We start from the raw sequence: 17,362 nt of genomic DNA, 5'->3' as shown, positions 1-17,362 counted from the left end.
AGGATCAGGCCAATAATCGGTCATACTTATGTGGATATTCATCAAACATATCGATTCCCTTTTGCCTCCTACCCGGCGATACGACTGCTTATATTGCTGGGTACCGGTATTATTATAGACTATCAGGCGCCCCTCCCTACCTCTTTTTGGGCCACCACTTTTGGAATTTTAGCCGGTATCTATATCATAAGTGAATGGTATCATCAGGTTTCTTTGCGTACTACCTCGTTCCGCATTGCCCTCTGTTGTTATTTGGGGATGATAATTACCTTTGGCGGATGCTGGCATTCTTTTTTTGACTACAGAGTACCCCCTCCAAGTGCCCAGCTACTCAATAGCTACACCTGGGAGGAGCTCTCTTTTCATGGATCAATACAGCAGATAAAGCCAACAGCTTCCGGAAAATACCAGCTGGATATAGATGTAGACACAACCACCTTTCCAAATGATATTAGCTGGGCTAAACCCTACACGTTGCGAACTCTACTTGACTCAACAAACTCTCCCTTACCTCCCAAAATAAAATTGGGTCACCGAATTACCTTTACGGCTACAATATATCCACTTGAAGATCCAAGTAACCCATCTCAATTCAATTATAAAAACTATCTGGCCTCAATAGGTATTTATACACAAGCAGGTATTAAGACCATTCATCATATTGCCCCTGTCAAGACCTCCCTCCCGGGATGGTCCGATATACGGCAACGGATACTGGATGCTATCAATAACAACTTTAGCAAACAGACCGCCCCATTGGCCAAAGCACTGCTTATTGGTCACAAGAATGAACTAACCCGAGAAGATAAACAGGCATTTTCGCGCGCCGGGCTTTCCCATATCATGGCCGTATCGGGCCTGCACGTTGGTTTTATCCTGGCCCCATTTTGGGTCATAATCCCCTTTTTCTGGACCTTTCGTTTTGGCAAACAGCTGGGGCTGGCCATTCTGATTGGCTTTCTCTTCTTTTACGCCGGCCTTACTGGCTTTTCGGCCTCAGTCACAAGAGCTTCATTAGTAGGGGGCTTGTTGGCCTATGGCAAGCTCTTTTATAAAGTTCGAAATTCCAAAAACCTAACGGCTGTCGCGGCACTTATTATTCTATTACTAAATCCGAGCGACCTATTTTCCATTGGCTTCCAGCTTTCATTTGGTGCTGTATACATTATTCTACTGGTTGCACCTGTAATATCAATCGCGCTCCCAAGCTGGGTACAACATCGTTGCTATGGACAGCCCCTGATGATTGTTGTCATTTCCTTTATTGTACAGTTGGGCTTATTTCCGCTATTGGCTTACTACTTTGGAGAGTTTTCGCTTGTCGGGCCTTTTGCCAATGCACTCGTCGTTCCTTTCTTGGGGATTGCTGTGCCCCTGGCCCTTCTACTGCTACCCATTGGGATGCTGTTCCCAGAAGCAGCAAAACTGCTAAACCTCCCAATAGAATACTTTCTGCAAGGTCTGGATCAGCTGGTAACGGTGTTAGCTCATTGGCCCGGAAGCTGGATTCAGGTTCATATTGACAGCCTGCTATTCTTCGGAATCTGGGCTGTATCCATCTTATTTCTTGCCGCTCTCCCGATCCCAAAACTACGCTGGAAAACACTTATCCTATTACTCCTGCTGCTCTGTGCAAACCAAGGCAAGTCTATCATCCACAAAACAGCTCCTCAAAAACTAAAGATAACAGTCTTTGATGTAGGCCAGGGAGATGCCGCACTGGTAAGTACTCCAAACAACAAACACTTTCTTATAGATGCAGGTCGCTGGCAACCCAACTACAACAGTGCGAAATACATTCTTCTGCCTCACCTTAAAGCACAAGGCATTGATAAACTCAATGGCGTTTTTCTTTCTCATCCGCATGCCGACCATATTGGAGGTATCCTTGAACTCATTAACCAAATCCCCATCGATACCATCTATAACTCAGGAGCTATTTATAATTCCAAACTGTATCAACAATACCATCAAAAAGCGGCGAAGAAGAACATTCCGATAGTACCACTTAGCGCCGGGAATAAAGTAACGATGGATCCCTCAATACGAATTTTTGTATATGGTCCCAACGCACAAGAACATAGTGCTAACATGAATAACAGTTCACTTATACTTGAGCTTATCTATGGCAGTACAGAATTTCTCTTTATGGGAGACGCCGAACAGGAGCAAGAAAAAGAGCTACTTACCAATTACCCGAGATTAATGAATACAGATTTTATTAAGGTGCCCCATCACGGGAGCAAAACAAGCTCTACCGCCTCCCTGTTACAACAGACTACGGCGCAAAAAGGTGTGGTATCACTCGCCTTAAAAAACAAGTTTAATCACCCGCATAAAGCAGCTATAAGGCGACTTCAGAAATATATCTCTGCCCTCCATTTTACCAGCCTTAACGGGGCTGCCGTTTTTATCTCCGACGGTCAGGATATCACCAAACAACCCCTAAAATAGCTTTCCCAGAAGGTTGGACAATTCTTATGCATCAATTAAATTGTTTCTCATTGAATAACAGATATACTTATGGCAAAACATCCACATTCGTGGCTTAACGAGCGCGGGCAATTAATACTGATGGGCGGCGGAGTAGCCGGCCTGCTCTTTTTGATGTACCTTTTGGAACATCTTATTAACCCACTGGGCTATGGCCTGCTAATCGGCATTGTGCTGTATCCTATCAGGAAACAACCGGTAGCACGGGCCCTCTTATATGCCACCTTTTTTTCGGCGGGACTCTGGCTTATTTATGATTCCGGACACCTGCTCATTCCTTTTGTCTTGGCTTATATTATTGCATTCATCATAAATCCGCTTGTTGAGATGCTCGAACGGCGCCGTATACCACGCGGAGCTATCGCCGGCGTCTTTACCGTAGCCAGCCTTGGGGTACTGGCCCTTGTGCTGTTTTTTGCTATCCCCCCACTTATCGAACAGATTTCAAAACTGGGCTCTTTCTTCTACGAAATCTCCAACAATACCGAAGCAGTTGTAGAAGACTCCGGCATCCTTATCATCTTTGAGCGACTTGGCTTTGATACGGCATCTATAAAAACAAAACTCGTTACCCAGCTTAACCTGCTTACTCAAGAGTTTTACCGTGGACTTACCTCCCTGTCATCAACTTATGTCGCGGGGCTCGGTAGTATTGTTACCGTAGTATTTCTTATCATACTGATGCCTTTTCTCTGCTTTTTTATGATCCGGGACTATAAAAAAATCGGGGTATTTGTACGCTCACTGATCACCCCTGTTAATGTGTCTACGGACTATACCACGGAAATTAGTCGAATTGTAGGGGCATACCTGCGTGGACAGTTTATTGTTGTACTGATTAGCGCCGTAAACCTGAGTATCGGTTTTTATCTTGTTGGCATCCCCTATGCCTTGGTACTAGGTATTGTAGCAGGACTCACAAATTTCATCCCCACTTTTGGGCTGTGGTTCAGTGTAACACTATGTACATTAGTGGGTATCTCTACCGGTCAACCCTGGTACGAATTTCTGCCCGGTATCTATATCGTTTTTGCCATTGAACAGGTTTTGGAATCAGGATTTATTGTACCAAGAGTGGTAGGCCGCCATGTGGGGCTCCACCCTCTGCTTGTAATGGTATCATTGCTGCTATTTGGTTTTATGTTTGGCCTTCTGGGCTTACTTATTGCCGTTCCCTCGGCTGCATTAATTTCCGTATTTTACGAACAATATCGGGAAACACAGAAGATCTCGTTTTTGAGTGGCAGTGAATTAGACTCCTTTATCCAGCAATTTGATCGGGAAACCCAAAAACAGAAAAAGAAGAAAGAGCAGGAAATGGAAAAAGAATTGGATTCCAACGGTTAAACCTTTTTATTTTTATGGTTTTCTATATTGCGACAAATAGGCTTAATAAATTTTTTTATGAGTAAGAAGGAACGACCAAGCTTCGAAGAGGCTTTATCTAGACTGGAATCGATAGTAAAAGAACTGGAAGATGAATCGATCTCCCTGGAGAAGTCTATCGAACTGTACGAAGAGGGTATTAAATTGTCTAACCTCTGTACAGAAACGCTTGAAGAGGCAGAGTTGCGCATTGAAAATGTAGCGGAACAACATGCCAACGATAATGATAATGAATAGCAGAATATGGAATTTGAAGAAATTACGCCCGGACCTTTATTAGCTGAAATTGACTCTCCGGACGATCTCAAAAAATTAGATCCCGAACAGCTTGTTGATGTATGTGACGAACTGCGGGATTTTATCGTAGATATCGTATCCATTCATGGTGGTCACTTTGGTGCCAGCCTTGGGGTTGTTGAGATGACAGTAGCCCTGCACTATGTATATGACACTCCCAAAGATCTGTTATTGTGGGATGTTGGTCACCAGGCATACGGCCATAAAATTCTTACCGGTCGCCGCAATAACTTCCACACAAATCGCAAGTATGGCGGTCTTTCAGGCTTCCCCAAACGCAGCGAAAGCGAATATGACACTTTTGGGGTAGGCCACTCCAGCACCTCTATTTCAGCGGGACTTGGTATGGCTGTAGCTCGCGACCTTGATGAAAGCGATAAAAAAGTGGTCTCTGTTATTGGTGATGGAGCCATGACTGCCGGGTTGGCGTTTGAAGCAATGAACAACGCAGGGGTTATGAACTCTGACATCTTGGTTATCCTCAATGACAACTGCATGTCTATTGACCCAAATGTTGGTGCACTCAAAGAGTATTTAACAGATATCACTACCAGCAAAACCTTTAATAAGCTGCGCGATGAAATTTACGACATGCTGGGACACTTTAAATCTGCCGGTGACAAAATGCGTAAAGTGGCATCAAAGCTGGAAAAAGCTGTTACTGCTGCTATTACCCCGGGCGGCCTGTTCCAGGCGCTGGGTTTCAAATATTACGGGCCTGTTGACGGGCACAATGTTGATACCATGCGGCGCCACCTCGAAGATCTGAAAGATATTCCTGGTCCCAAGCTCCTGCATGCCGTCACTGTTAAAGGCAAGGGGTTTGCCCCTGCAGAACGCGAACAAACGAAATGGCATGCACAAAGCAGCCCTTTTGATAAGATTACGGGTAAAACATTAGATCCCGATACCACTCCCAAGCCCCCCAAATACCAGCATGTTTTTGGAGAAGCGGTGGTAGAACTGGCGGATGAAAACGAAGATATTGTCGGTATTACCCCGGCCATGCCCAGCGGCTCCAGCTTGTGGCCTCTGATGGAAAAATATCCTGACCGTGCCTTTGATGTGGGTATTGCCGAACAACATTCCATAACCTTTGCGGCCGGCCTGGCAGCAGAAGGCAAAAAAGCTTTTGCTGCTATTTACTCTACTTTCCTGCAGCGAGCGTATGATCAGGTTATTCATGACGTAGCCATTCAAAAGCTGCCCGTAGTATTTTGTATTGACCGAGCAGGTCTTGTTGGTGCTGACGGCCCAACTCATCACGGAGCATATGACATCTCATATCTTCGTGGAGTTCCTAACATGATTGTCTCCTCTCCCATGAACGAAGAAGAGCTTCGGGATATGATGTACACCGCCTCTGAATATGATGAGGCAGCGTGGGCCATCCGATATCCAAGAGGACGAGCTACCGGCATGGATTACCCCGAAGGGTTTAAACCAATGGAGATAGGCAAAGGCCAAAAGCTGCGCGACGGGGATGAAGTAGCCATTTTAAGCTTCGGACCGTTTGGCAATTATGTTATGGATGCAGCAGACGACCTTGCCAAAGAGGGTATTAATGTAGGACACTTCAATATGCGCTTTGCCAAACCACTGGATACTTATCTGGTTGAAGAGGTTTGCCATAATTATGACCACATCATCACCATTGAAGATGGAACCAAGTTAGGAGGATTCGGAAGCGCAGTCGCAGAATTCTTGGCTGACAAACCGTACCATACCCCTACTACCATTATGGGTATTCCAGATCGCATTGTAGAACACGGCACCCAAAAAGAGCTTCACCAAGAAGTTGGTCTTGACCCGGAAAGTATTAAAAACAAAGTACGAGAAGTTTTAAAAACGACTGTTTTAAAAAGCTAAAAGGCAGTTCACTAATCATTTTTTAAAGCTCTCGGGAACAAAATCCTGAGAGCTTTTTTTAAACCCTTTCGCTACCCCATAAAGCTATCCTTCTGATAAGTAAAGATTAAGAAAGGCTCGATAATATTGAGATTATACTACTCCATATCCGTTGATACAGATTCAAATGAGGCCTCCTTTTTAAGCGCATCATCCAATCGTTTTTCATACTCATCAGCAGGAATCTCAACACAGCCGAACCGAGCAAGGTGCTCGGTCCAGAACTGGGTATCCCATAACTCAAACCCTCCCTGTTCCAACGCTTTATGGGTCCAGTACAGGGCGACCTTGGAGGCTTCTTTAGCCCATCCAAACACCGATTCCCCAAAATAAGCAGCGCCCAACGAGACACCATACTGACCACCAACCAGCTCCCATTTTTTATTGTATACACTCACCGAGTGGGCATGACCAAGGCGATGCAGCTGACAATACGAATTAACAATATCATGAGAAATCCATGTTGATTCCCGGTCAGCGCACCCCTCTATCACATCACGAAAGGCATAATCAAACTTTATATTATAATGATGATTTCGGACGATCCTACGCACATTCGATGAGACCCGGAATTCATCCAAAGGGATTATTCCACGCCGGCTCGAAGTATACCATTTGGCTTCGGGATCATCACGAGAATCCGCCATCGGAAACGCCCCATTGGCATACGCATTAAGAAGTTCTTGGGGAGAAATCATTGAAACCTTCTAAAATATATTTTGGCAACCTATCTTGATTGGCAATTAAATAAAATGGATTGTTCCGCTTTCCCATAGCGAAACAATCCCTGTCCTGTCTTAACATATCATTCACTTAATCCACACTCAAGATGTGGTACCTCACCACTTCCAATTGGTGACCCCGGAGGGGGCGATAATGGGGAGGCAGGCATAAAGGAATCACCTTTTTCTTTAAATTGCTTGAGTGTTCGATAACCGTACAAGAGCGAGGCCTTTCGCTGAGCCCCTGCCTCTCCTTTTTCGGCTTTCACTTTCATCCATTCTCGAAGAGCTTCAAGCTTAAGATTAGTAATTGCCTTAACCTGGGTAGAAGCATTTTCATGGGATGCCAGCTTAATCATCTCATATAAGACAACATGATTAATAGTATTCTGCAGAGCCCCCTCATATCCTTTTCCCACCTTCTTCTGCCATGTATTTTTAATCAGCTTATCCAGCATATCACCCAAGCCAAGATTATCGGCATTGCGAGCCTCAAGATCTACCAAGCGAGCTGCTCGGTTGGTATTCAAGAGGAGTTCTGCTGACATAGAAGCAGCTGTTTCTGCAGCTCCCAACGGATCAAAAGCCGGATCGGTATGACTATTAAACAGCTCCCTGGAATCATAATAACCGAGAGGCCGTGGAGGAATAAGATCTAAAATACGATCGGGCATACCCAGTGCCTCTGGAGACAGGGTTGCCAACATAGCATCTAGAGCAGCCCGCTGTGTGGAATCGGCCACCGGCTTTGGCCCCTTTTGACTGTCGCCTCGTAGGTTGTAGCTATAATCCAATCCCCCGACAAGTTTTACGGTACCTTCAATCTGGAAACGATGCAATAAATACATAGGTACCAGTGTATCCTCAAGCTTTGCCATTGGCGTACCGGTGGGAATATTTGATTCAGAAAAGTTCTGCAGTGCTATTTCCCGAACCTGCATTATATGATGTAGTTGGTCTACCGCATTTTTCCCGTTATCCCACAGGTGCGCTTTGGGGTGTGCTCCGGCTGCCGGACGCGCATCTCTATCTGAAATAAACAGCAGCCCTTCATCAATAGCATCTTCTATAACATTTTCCAGGGCTGCTTCCGCGCTGGGTAGCCCTCGTACATCTTTATATCCGTAGGTGATCGTCACCTTGTCCCACTCACCAATACCGGTATCATAGGCCTTCGAAAGATCAAGGGTACTATCTTTTTTGATTCCAACTTTGGGCGCCGGATAATCCATCACCGAGGCACGATTATTCGTACTGGCCGCAAAATTATGGGCAAGCCCCAGTGTATGCCCCACCTCATGAGCTGATAACTGGCGTATACGAGCCAGGCCCATCTCAAGCATGGGATTATCCTCATCAAAATTCACTCCCTCTTTATAAGGAGAAAGCAATCCCTCAGCTAGCAGATAGTCTTGGCGAACACGTAACGATCCAAGCAACACATGTCCCTTAATAATCTCACCCGTGCGTGGATCTACTACTGAACTTCCATACGACCATCCCCTGGTAGAACGGTGTACCCAGTTAATCATATTATAACGAACATCCATCGGGTGTGCACTATCGGGCAACATCTTTACCTGGAACGCATCTTTATATCCCGCTGCTTCAAAAGCCTGATTCCACCATCGAGTACCATCCAACAGAGCACTCCGTACCGGCTCGGGCGTCCCGGGATCAAGATAATACACAATCGGCTCTACCGGCTCACTCATTTCCGCATCGGGATTTTTCTTCTTTAATCGATGCTTGGTGATAAATCGCTTATCAATGGACTCAGAAATGGGCGTGCTATAATCTTGATAGCTGATACCAAAGTATCCGGCCCGGGGATCAAATTTACGGGGCTCAAAATCATCATCAGGCAACCTCACAAAAGAATGGTGCTGACGAACTGTAATGGCATCAGCAGTAGGCGTGACCGAACGCACCTGGCGACCTGGCTTGTTCCCTGTAAAGGTTAGGGTAGCTTCAAACTCCGTATTTTCAGGGAAGTTCATAGTCGCTTCCCGGTAGAGGACTGAGCGACTTTCATCCACACTATAACTTCCTTCTTTATTGCGCTGCAATACGTTACTGACCCCATGTGCATCCCGCATCAAAAAGCTCGTCATATCAACCAATACCTTGCCATCCTCTTCAGCAGCAACTTTAAAACCCCATAACACAGAATTTGCAAAAGCATCGCGCACCGACTGTTTCTCTTTCTGATTGTCGGTAATAGCACGATACGAATAGTTCGGCTGCACCATCAATACCTTGGGACCCCGGCGTTCAAAATAAACCACTCGATTATCTCCCAGCTGATTACGATCAAGACCAATATCATTAGAACCGACACCCGCTGTCAGGGAGTTAACATATAAAAACTCAGTATCGTACTTATCGATCTCCAGCCACACCTTCCCGTTGGTGTCATCCCAGTAATAGGTGAAGTACCCCTCCTGCTTTTCAAACCCTTTCGTTTTCTCACTAATTGTAGGGGTATCTTGTGCAATCGTAACCGCTGTTACTGTAAACAACAATACGTATAAAAGAAATGCCAGTCTTTTCATCATGATGGTTTTTTAATGGTCGTTTCAAACTGCTAGTAAGTAACTATTTTTCGCTAAGAGTTTAAAATAGCTGGACATATTTTAACATCCATTAAATAAAAAAAGTCTGACAGGCTCATAGCCCATCAGACTCATAAAACAAATAACATTAAAAAGGATCGTTTTTACTCATCCTCATCGGCATACATTTCAGCCAGATCATTGATCATCTCCTCATCAATACCGGCCGTAACAAAGCCGCCATCGTGATAGAGATTCTGCATTGTTACTTTTCGCGTAAGATCTGAGAATAAAGTAACACAATAATCCGCACATTCATCCGCAGAAGGATTACCCAACGGTGCTATCTTTTCAGCGAACGTATACATTCCGTCAAATCCTTTGATTCCACTACCCGCTGATGTTTTGGTCGGAGCCTGTGAAATAGTATTTACCCGAATCCCGCGATCGGCCAAACGACTTCCGTAATTGCGAGCAATACTCTCCAGCAGGGCCTTCGCATCATTCATATCACTATACTTAGAAAAGATACGCTGGGCACCGATATAGGAAAGAGCGAGAATACTGGCCCCGTCATTCAATATATCAGCTTCGTCTGCATAGCGAATAACCTTGTGTAAAGAGACTGCTGAAATATCCAGTGTTTTTTGCATCCACTGGTAGTTCAACTCCTCATATCCTTTATTCTTTCTCACATTGGGAGACATCCCGATCGCATGCAACATAAAGTCGATCTTGCCATGCTCCTCTTTTACTTTTTGCATCAACTCTTCAACGTCTTCCTCGTTAGATACATCGCAAGGAATTACTTTTGCGCCAGTCTCTTCTGCCAGATCATCCAATTCGCCAAATCGTAATGCCACCGGAGCATTGGATAGTGAAAATTCTGCGCCCTCTCTTTGACACGCCAGTGCGATGCGCCATGCAATACTGCGTTCGTCCAGCGCACCAAAAATCAATCCTTTTTTGCCTTTCAGCAATCCATATCCTTGTTGGTCAGCCATAAAATACGTTATTCTATTTCTTGGAATTCAATTTCTTCTGCCTGAAGATAATAAAACAAAATAAAAAACTGTCATTCCAAAGAGATTCCGCAAACTCCTCGAAATGACAGCTATAAAGAACGATCAGTTTGCCAGCAACCACTCGTCGATAGTTCCATTTTGACAGAGATAATAACTTTAACTAGTTCTTTTTCTTTCTTCAATTTCTTTCGTGCTTCCCTTATCTCCAGGGAGATAATCTCTTTGCCCCTACCTGATTAATGGCAGCCTCTGTTTTTGTCAGCTCTTGCGTTGGAGGCTGTGTGCTCGCACAGGCACCCAGCATTAAAACAGAAACCCCCAACTAAAAAACGGGCGAAAACCTCTGTGGATCTGCTTGTCATTATATACATAGGCTAACCTTGACTCTTTCGATATATTAAATACCCTACCTTTACACATCTTATAGGGTCTTCAAAGCCAGTTGTTCCGTCAAAAAACGGTCGGTCAATCCGTCCCTAAAACCTCACTGCTGTGCGTTAAACACAGCTTTTCTTTTCAGACTATAAGAAACTACTGTTAGCAGAACAGCTGTTATACAATAGACATTAGTCTTTCTGCCCTTCGTATCATTTATACCCTTACAAGCACCTTGGTTGCAAACCTTGCTTTCCTATGGTTTAGCATTCAATCGAATAATTCTGTTGATAACCCAATAAAATGTCCTTATTTTGCGAGACTTTGTTCCGGTACTGTACCGGGCATGCAATTAACAGCATATAATTCTATAGAATATACATTCACTCATGTTTCAGGATCTCTCATCAAAACTGGATGATGCCTTTCAGAAACTGAAAGGAGAATCTAAGATTACCGACGTCAACATTGCGGAGACGGTGAGAGAAATACGTCGTGCCCTGCTCGATGCTGATGTGAACTATGAAGTTGCTAAAGAGTTCACCAATGATATTAAAGAACGAGCCATGGGCGAGGACGTGTTGTCAGCCGTCAATCCCGGCCAGCAGTTTACCAAGGTTGTGCATGATGAACTCACACAAATTCTTGGACAAGAGCGCGTAGATCTATCTGTTGCACATACGCCTCCTACTGTTATCCTGATTGCCGGCCTGCAAGGTTCAGGTAAGACGACCTTTAGCGCTAAGCTTGCTAAATATCTGAAAGAAGAGAATAACCGAAACCCTATTTTAGCGGCAGCCGACGTTTATCGTCCGGCAGCTATTAACCAGCTTAAAACGCTGGCTGACACCATTGATACTCCGGTGTATTCTATTGACCAAAAAGATGCCGTACGCGTTGCCAAAGAAGCAGTAGCGATGGCAAAAAGCCTGGCGCTCGACACAGTTATTATTGATACAGCCGGTCGTATGCACGTTGATGAAAAGATGATGAACGAAGTGGCTGAAATTAAAGAAGCAGTACAGCCCGATGAAACACTGTTTATCGTTGACTCTATGACGGGACAGGATGCTGTTAATACTGCAAAAGAATTTAATGAAACCATCAACTACGATGGTGTTGTATTAACAAAGCTTGACGGTGATACCCGCGGCGGGGCGGCCCTCTCAATTAAGAATGTGGTCCAAAAACCGATCAAGTTTGTAAGTACCGGCGAAAAGCTTGACGCTCTTTCTCCCTTCTACCCAGAACGGATGTCACAACGTATCCTTGGCATGGGTGATGTGGTTTCACTCGTCGAGAAAGCTCAAAAAGAGTTTGATGAAAAAGAAGCACAGGAGCTGCAAAAGAAAATAAAGTCTGACAGTTTTGATCTGGAAGATTTCTATGAGCAGCTGCAACAAGTTAAAAGCATGGGTAATATTTCGGATCTGGTGGGAATGATACCGGGAGCCGGAAAAGCACTACAAGATGCCGATGCTGAATTAGATGAAGATTCTTTTAAACCCATCGAGGCAATCATCTGCTCGATGACTCCGGAAGAGAAGCATAACCCGGAGATCCTGAATGCGACCCGAAAACGGCGTATTGCCAAAGGTTCGGGTACCCGCGTTTCTGATATTAATGATCTGCTGAAACAATTTGAGCAGATGAAAAAGATGATGAAGTCCTTCTCTGGCATGGGTAAACTCGGCCAGATGATGCAGGGCATGAAAGGTATGAAAGGGAAATTACCATTTGGATAATTTACAAGGATGTTGACCGCTGTTTAGCCCAGCCCAACATCCCTGATATATTGCGCAAGATTCCGACAATATCCTCTATAGAAAAATCAACGCAAATTAAAAGTTATAATTTAAGGAGATAATCCATTGTTAAGAATAAGATTACAACGTAGAGGTCGAAAAAAGCGACCTATCCATCACATTGTTGTTGCGGATAACCGTAAACCCAGAGATGGTCGAATCATTGAAGACTTAGGTCGCTTTGATAATGTAACACCAAAGAATCAGCTTACACTAAACAGAGAACGGGCACTCCACTGGCTAAAACAAGGTGCTCAGCCTACTGATACCGTACGATCCATTTTCAAGAACCAAGGGATCATGTACGAAATGCACCTGATTCGTTGGGACAAATCGGAAGAAGAGATTGAAGAAGCACTTGCTGAATGGCGTCAAAAGCGTGAAGAAAAGGAAGAAGAGGTTCCTACACGCAAAGAACGTCAGCAAGCACTGCTCGAAGCCGAAGAAAAAGAATTCCAAAAGCAGCTTAAGAAAAAAGCTGAAGAAGCAGCTAAAGAAAAGGCGAAACAAGAAGCTCTCGCTGCTGAAGAAGAGGAAGATGAAGCAGATGATGAAGCCGAAGCTAAAACGGAAGAAGAAGTAGCTGAAGAGGCTGAAACTCAAGAAGAAGCTGAGCAAGAAGAGCCTGAAGCTGAAGAAGAAACACAGGAAACTGCTGAACAGGAAGAGTCTGAAGAAGTTGAAGCAGAAGAAGATTCTGCCGACGAAGATGAAGAGCCTGAAGAAAAAGAAGCAGCTGCTGAAGCCAAAGAAGATGAATCTGAGGAAGAGGAAGACGATGCTTCGGAAGATGACGCTGAGGAAGAAGTTGAAGCTTCTGATGATTCTGATGACGGGGATGAAGATGAGGACGATGACACTGAGGAAGATTCCGAAGGTCAAACCTCTAGCGATATGTTAGCTAAAGAGGCTATTGAACATATCGAAAATACTCCTCTGGATGAGCTCGAAGGCTTTGTTACCGATGACGAAGATCGTGTAACCGTACAACGTGCTCTAGACGAAAAGAAAGAAAATAGTTAACAAGCACACAGGTGTTTAACACCTGGCAGCTTATGCTGGAACCAATAGAAAACCAGTACAAACAGATCGGGTATATTTCTCGATCACATGGCGTAGCGGGTGATGTATTAATCATCCCCGATATATACGCTCCAACACTTTTTGATGCTCTTGAACTGGTACATATTGCAAATACCAGAGGGGATTTAGTCCCTGCCCGTATTGAGTCGGTTCGGGTGCAAGAAAAAAACAATCGGCTTTCGTTCTTTGTTAAATTTGAACACGTGACTGATCGCACGCAGGCAGAAAAGCTAAAAAACTTCACGGTCTATGCAGACCGCGAGATAGTGAATAGCCTGCTGGATTCGGATGAGCTACCGTTAAAGCTGACATCTTTCGAAGTATTAGAAGATGAAGAGGCCGTCGGTACTGTGAAAGCACTGCTGGAAAACCCGGCACATCCGATTCTCGAAGTAGTAACAACAGGACAGGAGCAACTGTTAATCCCTTTTGTGGATGAATATGTTGTTGATATTGATGAGGAATCACAGAACATCCAATGCAAAAACCTGGATCAACTGAGAGGTTTATAAATGATGCGCATTGATATTATATCTGCTGTTCCGCAGCTCCTGGAAAGTCCGCTACAGCATAGCATTGTAGCGAATGCACAGGAAAATGATTTGGTTGAAATCCATACACATGACCTGCGCGACTACACTGAGGACAAGCACAACAAGGTAGATGATTACCCTTATGGTGGAGGGGCCGGTATGGTATTAACACCACAGCCGATCTTTTCCTGCATCGAGCATTTGCAGAGCCAACGGGAGTATGACGAAATCATCTTTACGGCCCCAAATGGGGAACCGTTTGAACAGGAAAGCGCAAATAAGCTTTCTATCAGTAAAAACCTGATGTTTTTGTGCGGACACTACAAAGGCGTTGATCAGCGTGTTATTGATACATTAATCACCAAAACGTATAGCATTGGCGATTTTGTACTTTCCGGCGGAGAACTGCCGGCCCTAGTGATGGTAGATTCCATCGTGCGGTTGCTGCCCGGAGCATTGGGCGATTCCGAAAGTGCATTAACGGATTCCTTCCAAAATGATTTACTGGAGGGACCTGTTTATACGCGTCCCGCTGAATTTAAGGGGATGGAAGTACCAAAAGTGTTACGTTCCGGTGATCATCAAAAAGTGAAAGAATGGCGATTTGAACAGTCGCTTGAGCGTACGAAGAAAGTACGTCCTGATATTTACAAAAAATTTCGAAACGAACAGTAGTAAGGATTAATCATGGATAAGTTAAAACTAGCAGAACAGACACTAATTAAGGATGAGTATCCCGAGTTTAAAACCGGCGATACCGTGAATGTTCATTACAAGGTACGCGAAGGCGATAAAGAGCGAATCCAGCAGTTTGAAGGACTCGTTATCTCACGCCGCGGATCCGGAGCGAACCAAACATTTATGGTGCGAAAAATTTCTGCCGGAAATATTGGGGTGGAACGTATTTTCCCACTTTATTCTCCTTTCGTAGCTAAAATTGAACTTAAAAAGCAGGGTGATATTAAGCGTTCTAAGCTTTATTACCTGCGTGACAGAAAGGGTAAAGCGGCTCGTATTAAAGAGAAAGACCAAAACCAGGATACGGTTCGGAAACTCAACCGAGAGGCAGAACAAAAAGCTGCCGAAAATAATGGAGACTCTTCAGAAGAAGAGTAATGTTCCTGCGTTGATTTCTCTGTTATAAACACTCTACTTTTTAAAGCCATTCTGCTCATATGGGTGGGATGGCTTTTTTATATAGGAGAGCAATTCTAAACCGTCAAAGGGGTTGCCAAGCCGTTTAACACATTTATTGAATATACTTAACTGGTTAACAGTTTTGGGTCACAACGCAGAGCATTGTGACCAGAAAAAGTACTGTATTCAGAAAAACACAGTGGATCGACTTACCAAGTCGATCTGTAAAGCATTCAGCCTTCCTCCATAAAGCAGCCCTCACAGACGCTGTTGATAAACTTATGTGACAGATGCTCCCCTATCCTCGAGATCCTGTACATTTAGCTACGTAGAAAAGACTTTTATACTGTTATGAGTTACGGTTATTGCAAACTGATTGATATTTCTACGCCTAGCAAAACGGCTTCGACATTCTTTAAACCGGCTATATCAAAGCCCATAACTGACTTATTCACAAGGTTCAGTAAATAATTTATCTAAATAGTTAAATCGTTTTCACCAAGATAGTTTTTAGAGAGAAGTATCTAACTTTTAAGATCCGACTGTTCTCCCACCTTTTACACAAAACAGTGTGTTTTATTAAACATTTTTAATCTACCAATATTTACAGCTTTTTTTGTAACAAAAGGGGGGGCAACTACTCTTGCTATCTAAAAGAACCATATAACCCTATATCATCAATATATGTCACGCCAAAAATTAGTAATACCATTACTATTCATCATTTTTATTATTACAAGCAGCTGTAGTGATCACATAACGCAGCCTGATGAACCCTCCTATCCCGAAACAACAACTTTTATTCCTTTTAAACAGCATAATTCGGTCAAGGGGCATGCAAAAAAATCCGGTCAACAATCAATCGACACCTCTTCAAAATTCGGGTGTTCTCTTTCAACTCTCAATGAAGAAGGAGCAACCCAAACCTATCGCTATCAAGCGTTTTATATCCAGTTTCCCCGGGACGTTATGAAGCAAGCTCAAGGTAAGGTTGCCAACCACACTTTTGCCCTGCAAAGCGATCGCGCCAAAAAACGAACCCCTGATTTTTTAAATCGTGATGGGATTGTCCGTTACTTAAGCTGTAAAATCCCGGATGCCCCAAAAGCAGTAGAAATTTTGGAAAAGGAAATGGAAAAATTTGGCACTACAAGCTGGTATAATGATGTTTCCTCTACTGATGCTGCCCCATCAGGGAAGAACAAAACCCCCGATCGCCAGACAACGGGTGTTGATTTTGTGTGCTCCTACGTTCCGGGCGATGCGTACGGCAATACCTCGAGCACTATTACGGTAGGAGGCACTACCTATACCACCTACTATTTTCATGAGGAATGTGAGTTTGTCTACAGTGATAGTGAACCTGAAGATGAGAAGTTTACCGACCATTTCGGTGGGAGCGGAGGAGGCGGAAGCGATGTTGTTTCTAACCCCGATAATGATCCTGATCCATGCTCGACAGTAATCGGTTCAGAAAATCATTTATCATATCCCTCCGATGAGACCGTTGGATGTAGTGCTGGACTCCCAAAGAGTGTACTCAGCCTCGCTCCAAAAGTACAATATCCCGATGGATCAAATTATGCACAAGATTATCCCAAGCTAACAGAGTATCTTAGAAATAAGTTACCTACACTGAAGGATAACGAAACAATTATTAATGCTATCGAAAAGTATGGAGATTTAAGTGTAGATGATATTAAAGATGATCTTCAATGGGGTGAAGGACCAATTATTAAAATCAAGCAATTAGACAAATTATGTGGTGAAAATTGCTATGGTTATTTTTCTGGATTAAATCCAAATTCATTAAGTATTGATATTGACTTAGTGAATGATTTAGAAAATACTACAATTGGTTCTTCTCTTGCTGATTCTTTTTCATTTTTAGTTGGGGTGACTATTCTACATGAATATGTTCATTTTAGCGAATGGAGAGATGAGTCATGGAATAGTCCTGAGTCAGGAATTCTTTTTGAAAAAGATGTATATGGACAAACGGTTTGGAGAGACAATGCCAGCTTAATTTTAAAGGCTAATTAA

13 protein-coding genes are annotated in these 17,362 nt (G+C 43.8%); 10 read left to right on the top strand and 3 right to left on the bottom strand.

Translation table 11 applies throughout. From position 1 onward, the window contains the following. The first annotated feature begins 30 nt into the window (after positions 1 to 30). The 4 genes from G3569_RS02990 (at position 31) to dxs (ending at position 6,045) form a co-directional block, all read left to right on the top strand. Positions 31 to 2,454, top strand: a complete 2,424-nt coding sequence (locus G3569_RS02990; protein WP_165265930.1) for a DNA internalization-related competence protein ComEC/Rec2 — start codon at positions 31 to 33, stop codon at positions 2,452 to 2,454. Between the two features lie 69 nt (positions 2,455 to 2,523). Continuing rightward, the gene (locus tag G3569_RS02985; RefSeq protein ID WP_165265928.1) at positions 2,524 to 3,840 is read left to right on the top strand and encodes an AI-2E family transporter; all 1,317 of its coding nucleotides are present in this window, start codon (positions 2,524 to 2,526) and stop codon (positions 3,838 to 3,840) included. A 57-nt stretch (positions 3,841 to 3,897) separates the two neighbouring features. After that, positions 3,898 to 4,116 carry an exodeoxyribonuclease VII small subunit gene (xseB, locus tag G3569_RS02980; RefSeq protein ID WP_165265926.1) on the top strand — a complete coding sequence of 73 codons (219 nt, stop codon included), beginning with the start codon at positions 3,898 to 3,900 and terminating at the stop codon, positions 4,114 to 4,116. 6 nt (positions 4,117 to 4,122) lie between these two features. Continuing rightward, positions 4,123 to 6,045, top strand: coding sequence for a 1-deoxy-D-xylulose-5-phosphate synthase (gene dxs, locus G3569_RS02975; RefSeq protein WP_165265924.1), 1,923 nt, complete (start codon positions 4,123 to 4,125; stop codon positions 6,043 to 6,045). A gap of 137 nt (positions 6,046 to 6,182) precedes the next feature. Here the strand turns inward: dxs and aat are convergent, their stop codons facing one another. The 3 genes from aat to G3569_RS02960 all read right to left on the bottom strand — a co-directional run bounded on the left by aat (position 6,183) and on the right by G3569_RS02960 (position 10,365). Next, positions 6,183 to 6,782: a leucyl/phenylalanyl-tRNA--protein transferase gene (aat, locus tag G3569_RS02970; protein WP_165265922.1), complete on the bottom strand. Its 600-nt coding sequence runs from the start codon at positions 6,780 to 6,782 to the stop codon at positions 6,183 to 6,185. A 107-nt stretch (positions 6,783 to 6,889) separates the two neighbouring features. Then, on the bottom strand, positions 6,890 to 9,364 hold the full coding sequence (locus G3569_RS02965) for a zinc-dependent metalloprotease (protein WP_240894591.1): 2,475 nt from the start codon (positions 9,362 to 9,364) through the stop codon (positions 6,890 to 6,892). Between the two features lie 161 nt (positions 9,365 to 9,525). After that, a complete protein-coding gene (locus tag G3569_RS02960; protein WP_165265920.1) occupies positions 9,526 to 10,365 on the bottom strand; it encodes an enoyl-ACP reductase FabI in 840 nt (279 codons plus the stop codon). A gap of 785 nt (positions 10,366 to 11,150) precedes the next feature. Here G3569_RS02960 and ffh point away from each other — a divergent pair. From ffh to G3569_RS02930, 6 genes are all read left to right on the top strand, one after another. After that, positions 11,151 to 12,506, top strand: a complete 1,356-nt coding sequence (ffh, locus tag G3569_RS02955; protein WP_165265918.1) for a signal recognition particle protein — start codon at positions 11,151 to 11,153, stop codon at positions 12,504 to 12,506. A 126-nt stretch (positions 12,507 to 12,632) separates the two neighbouring features. Next, positions 12,633 to 13,589 (top strand): 30S ribosomal protein S16, encoded by a 957-nt coding sequence (rpsP, locus tag G3569_RS18700; protein ID WP_165265916.1) that lies wholly within the window; start codon positions 12,633 to 12,635, stop codon positions 13,587 to 13,589. A 32-nt stretch (positions 13,590 to 13,621) separates the two neighbouring features. Then, the gene (rimM, locus tag G3569_RS02945) at positions 13,622 to 14,161 is read left to right on the top strand and encodes a ribosome maturation factor RimM (protein ID WP_205720000.1); all 540 of its coding nucleotides are present in this window, start codon (positions 13,622 to 13,624) and stop codon (positions 14,159 to 14,161) included. Between the two features lie 3 nt (positions 14,162 to 14,164). Continuing rightward, the gene (gene trmD / locus G3569_RS02940; protein ID WP_165266015.1) at positions 14,165 to 14,857 is read left to right on the top strand and encodes a tRNA (guanosine(37)-N1)-methyltransferase TrmD; all 693 of its coding nucleotides are present in this window, start codon (positions 14,165 to 14,167) and stop codon (positions 14,855 to 14,857) included. A 12-nt stretch (positions 14,858 to 14,869) separates the two neighbouring features. Next, the gene (rplS, locus tag G3569_RS02935) at positions 14,870 to 15,298 is read left to right on the top strand and encodes a 50S ribosomal protein L19 (RefSeq protein WP_165265912.1); all 429 of its coding nucleotides are present in this window, start codon (positions 14,870 to 14,872) and stop codon (positions 15,296 to 15,298) included. Positions 15,299 to 16,003: 705 nt separating this feature from the next. Continuing rightward, on the top strand, positions 16,004 to 17,362 hold the full coding sequence (locus tag G3569_RS02930) for a hypothetical protein (RefSeq protein ID WP_165265910.1): 1,359 nt from the start codon (positions 16,004 to 16,006) through the stop codon (positions 17,360 to 17,362).

This window comes from Fodinibius halophilus (assembly GCF_011059105.1).
GTDB lineage: Bacteria > Bacteroidota > Rhodothermia > Balneolales > Balneolaceae > Fodinibius > Fodinibius halophilus.
Note: the sequence above shows the minus strand (reverse complement) of the source record. Positions and strands in the feature narration are given on the sequence as shown.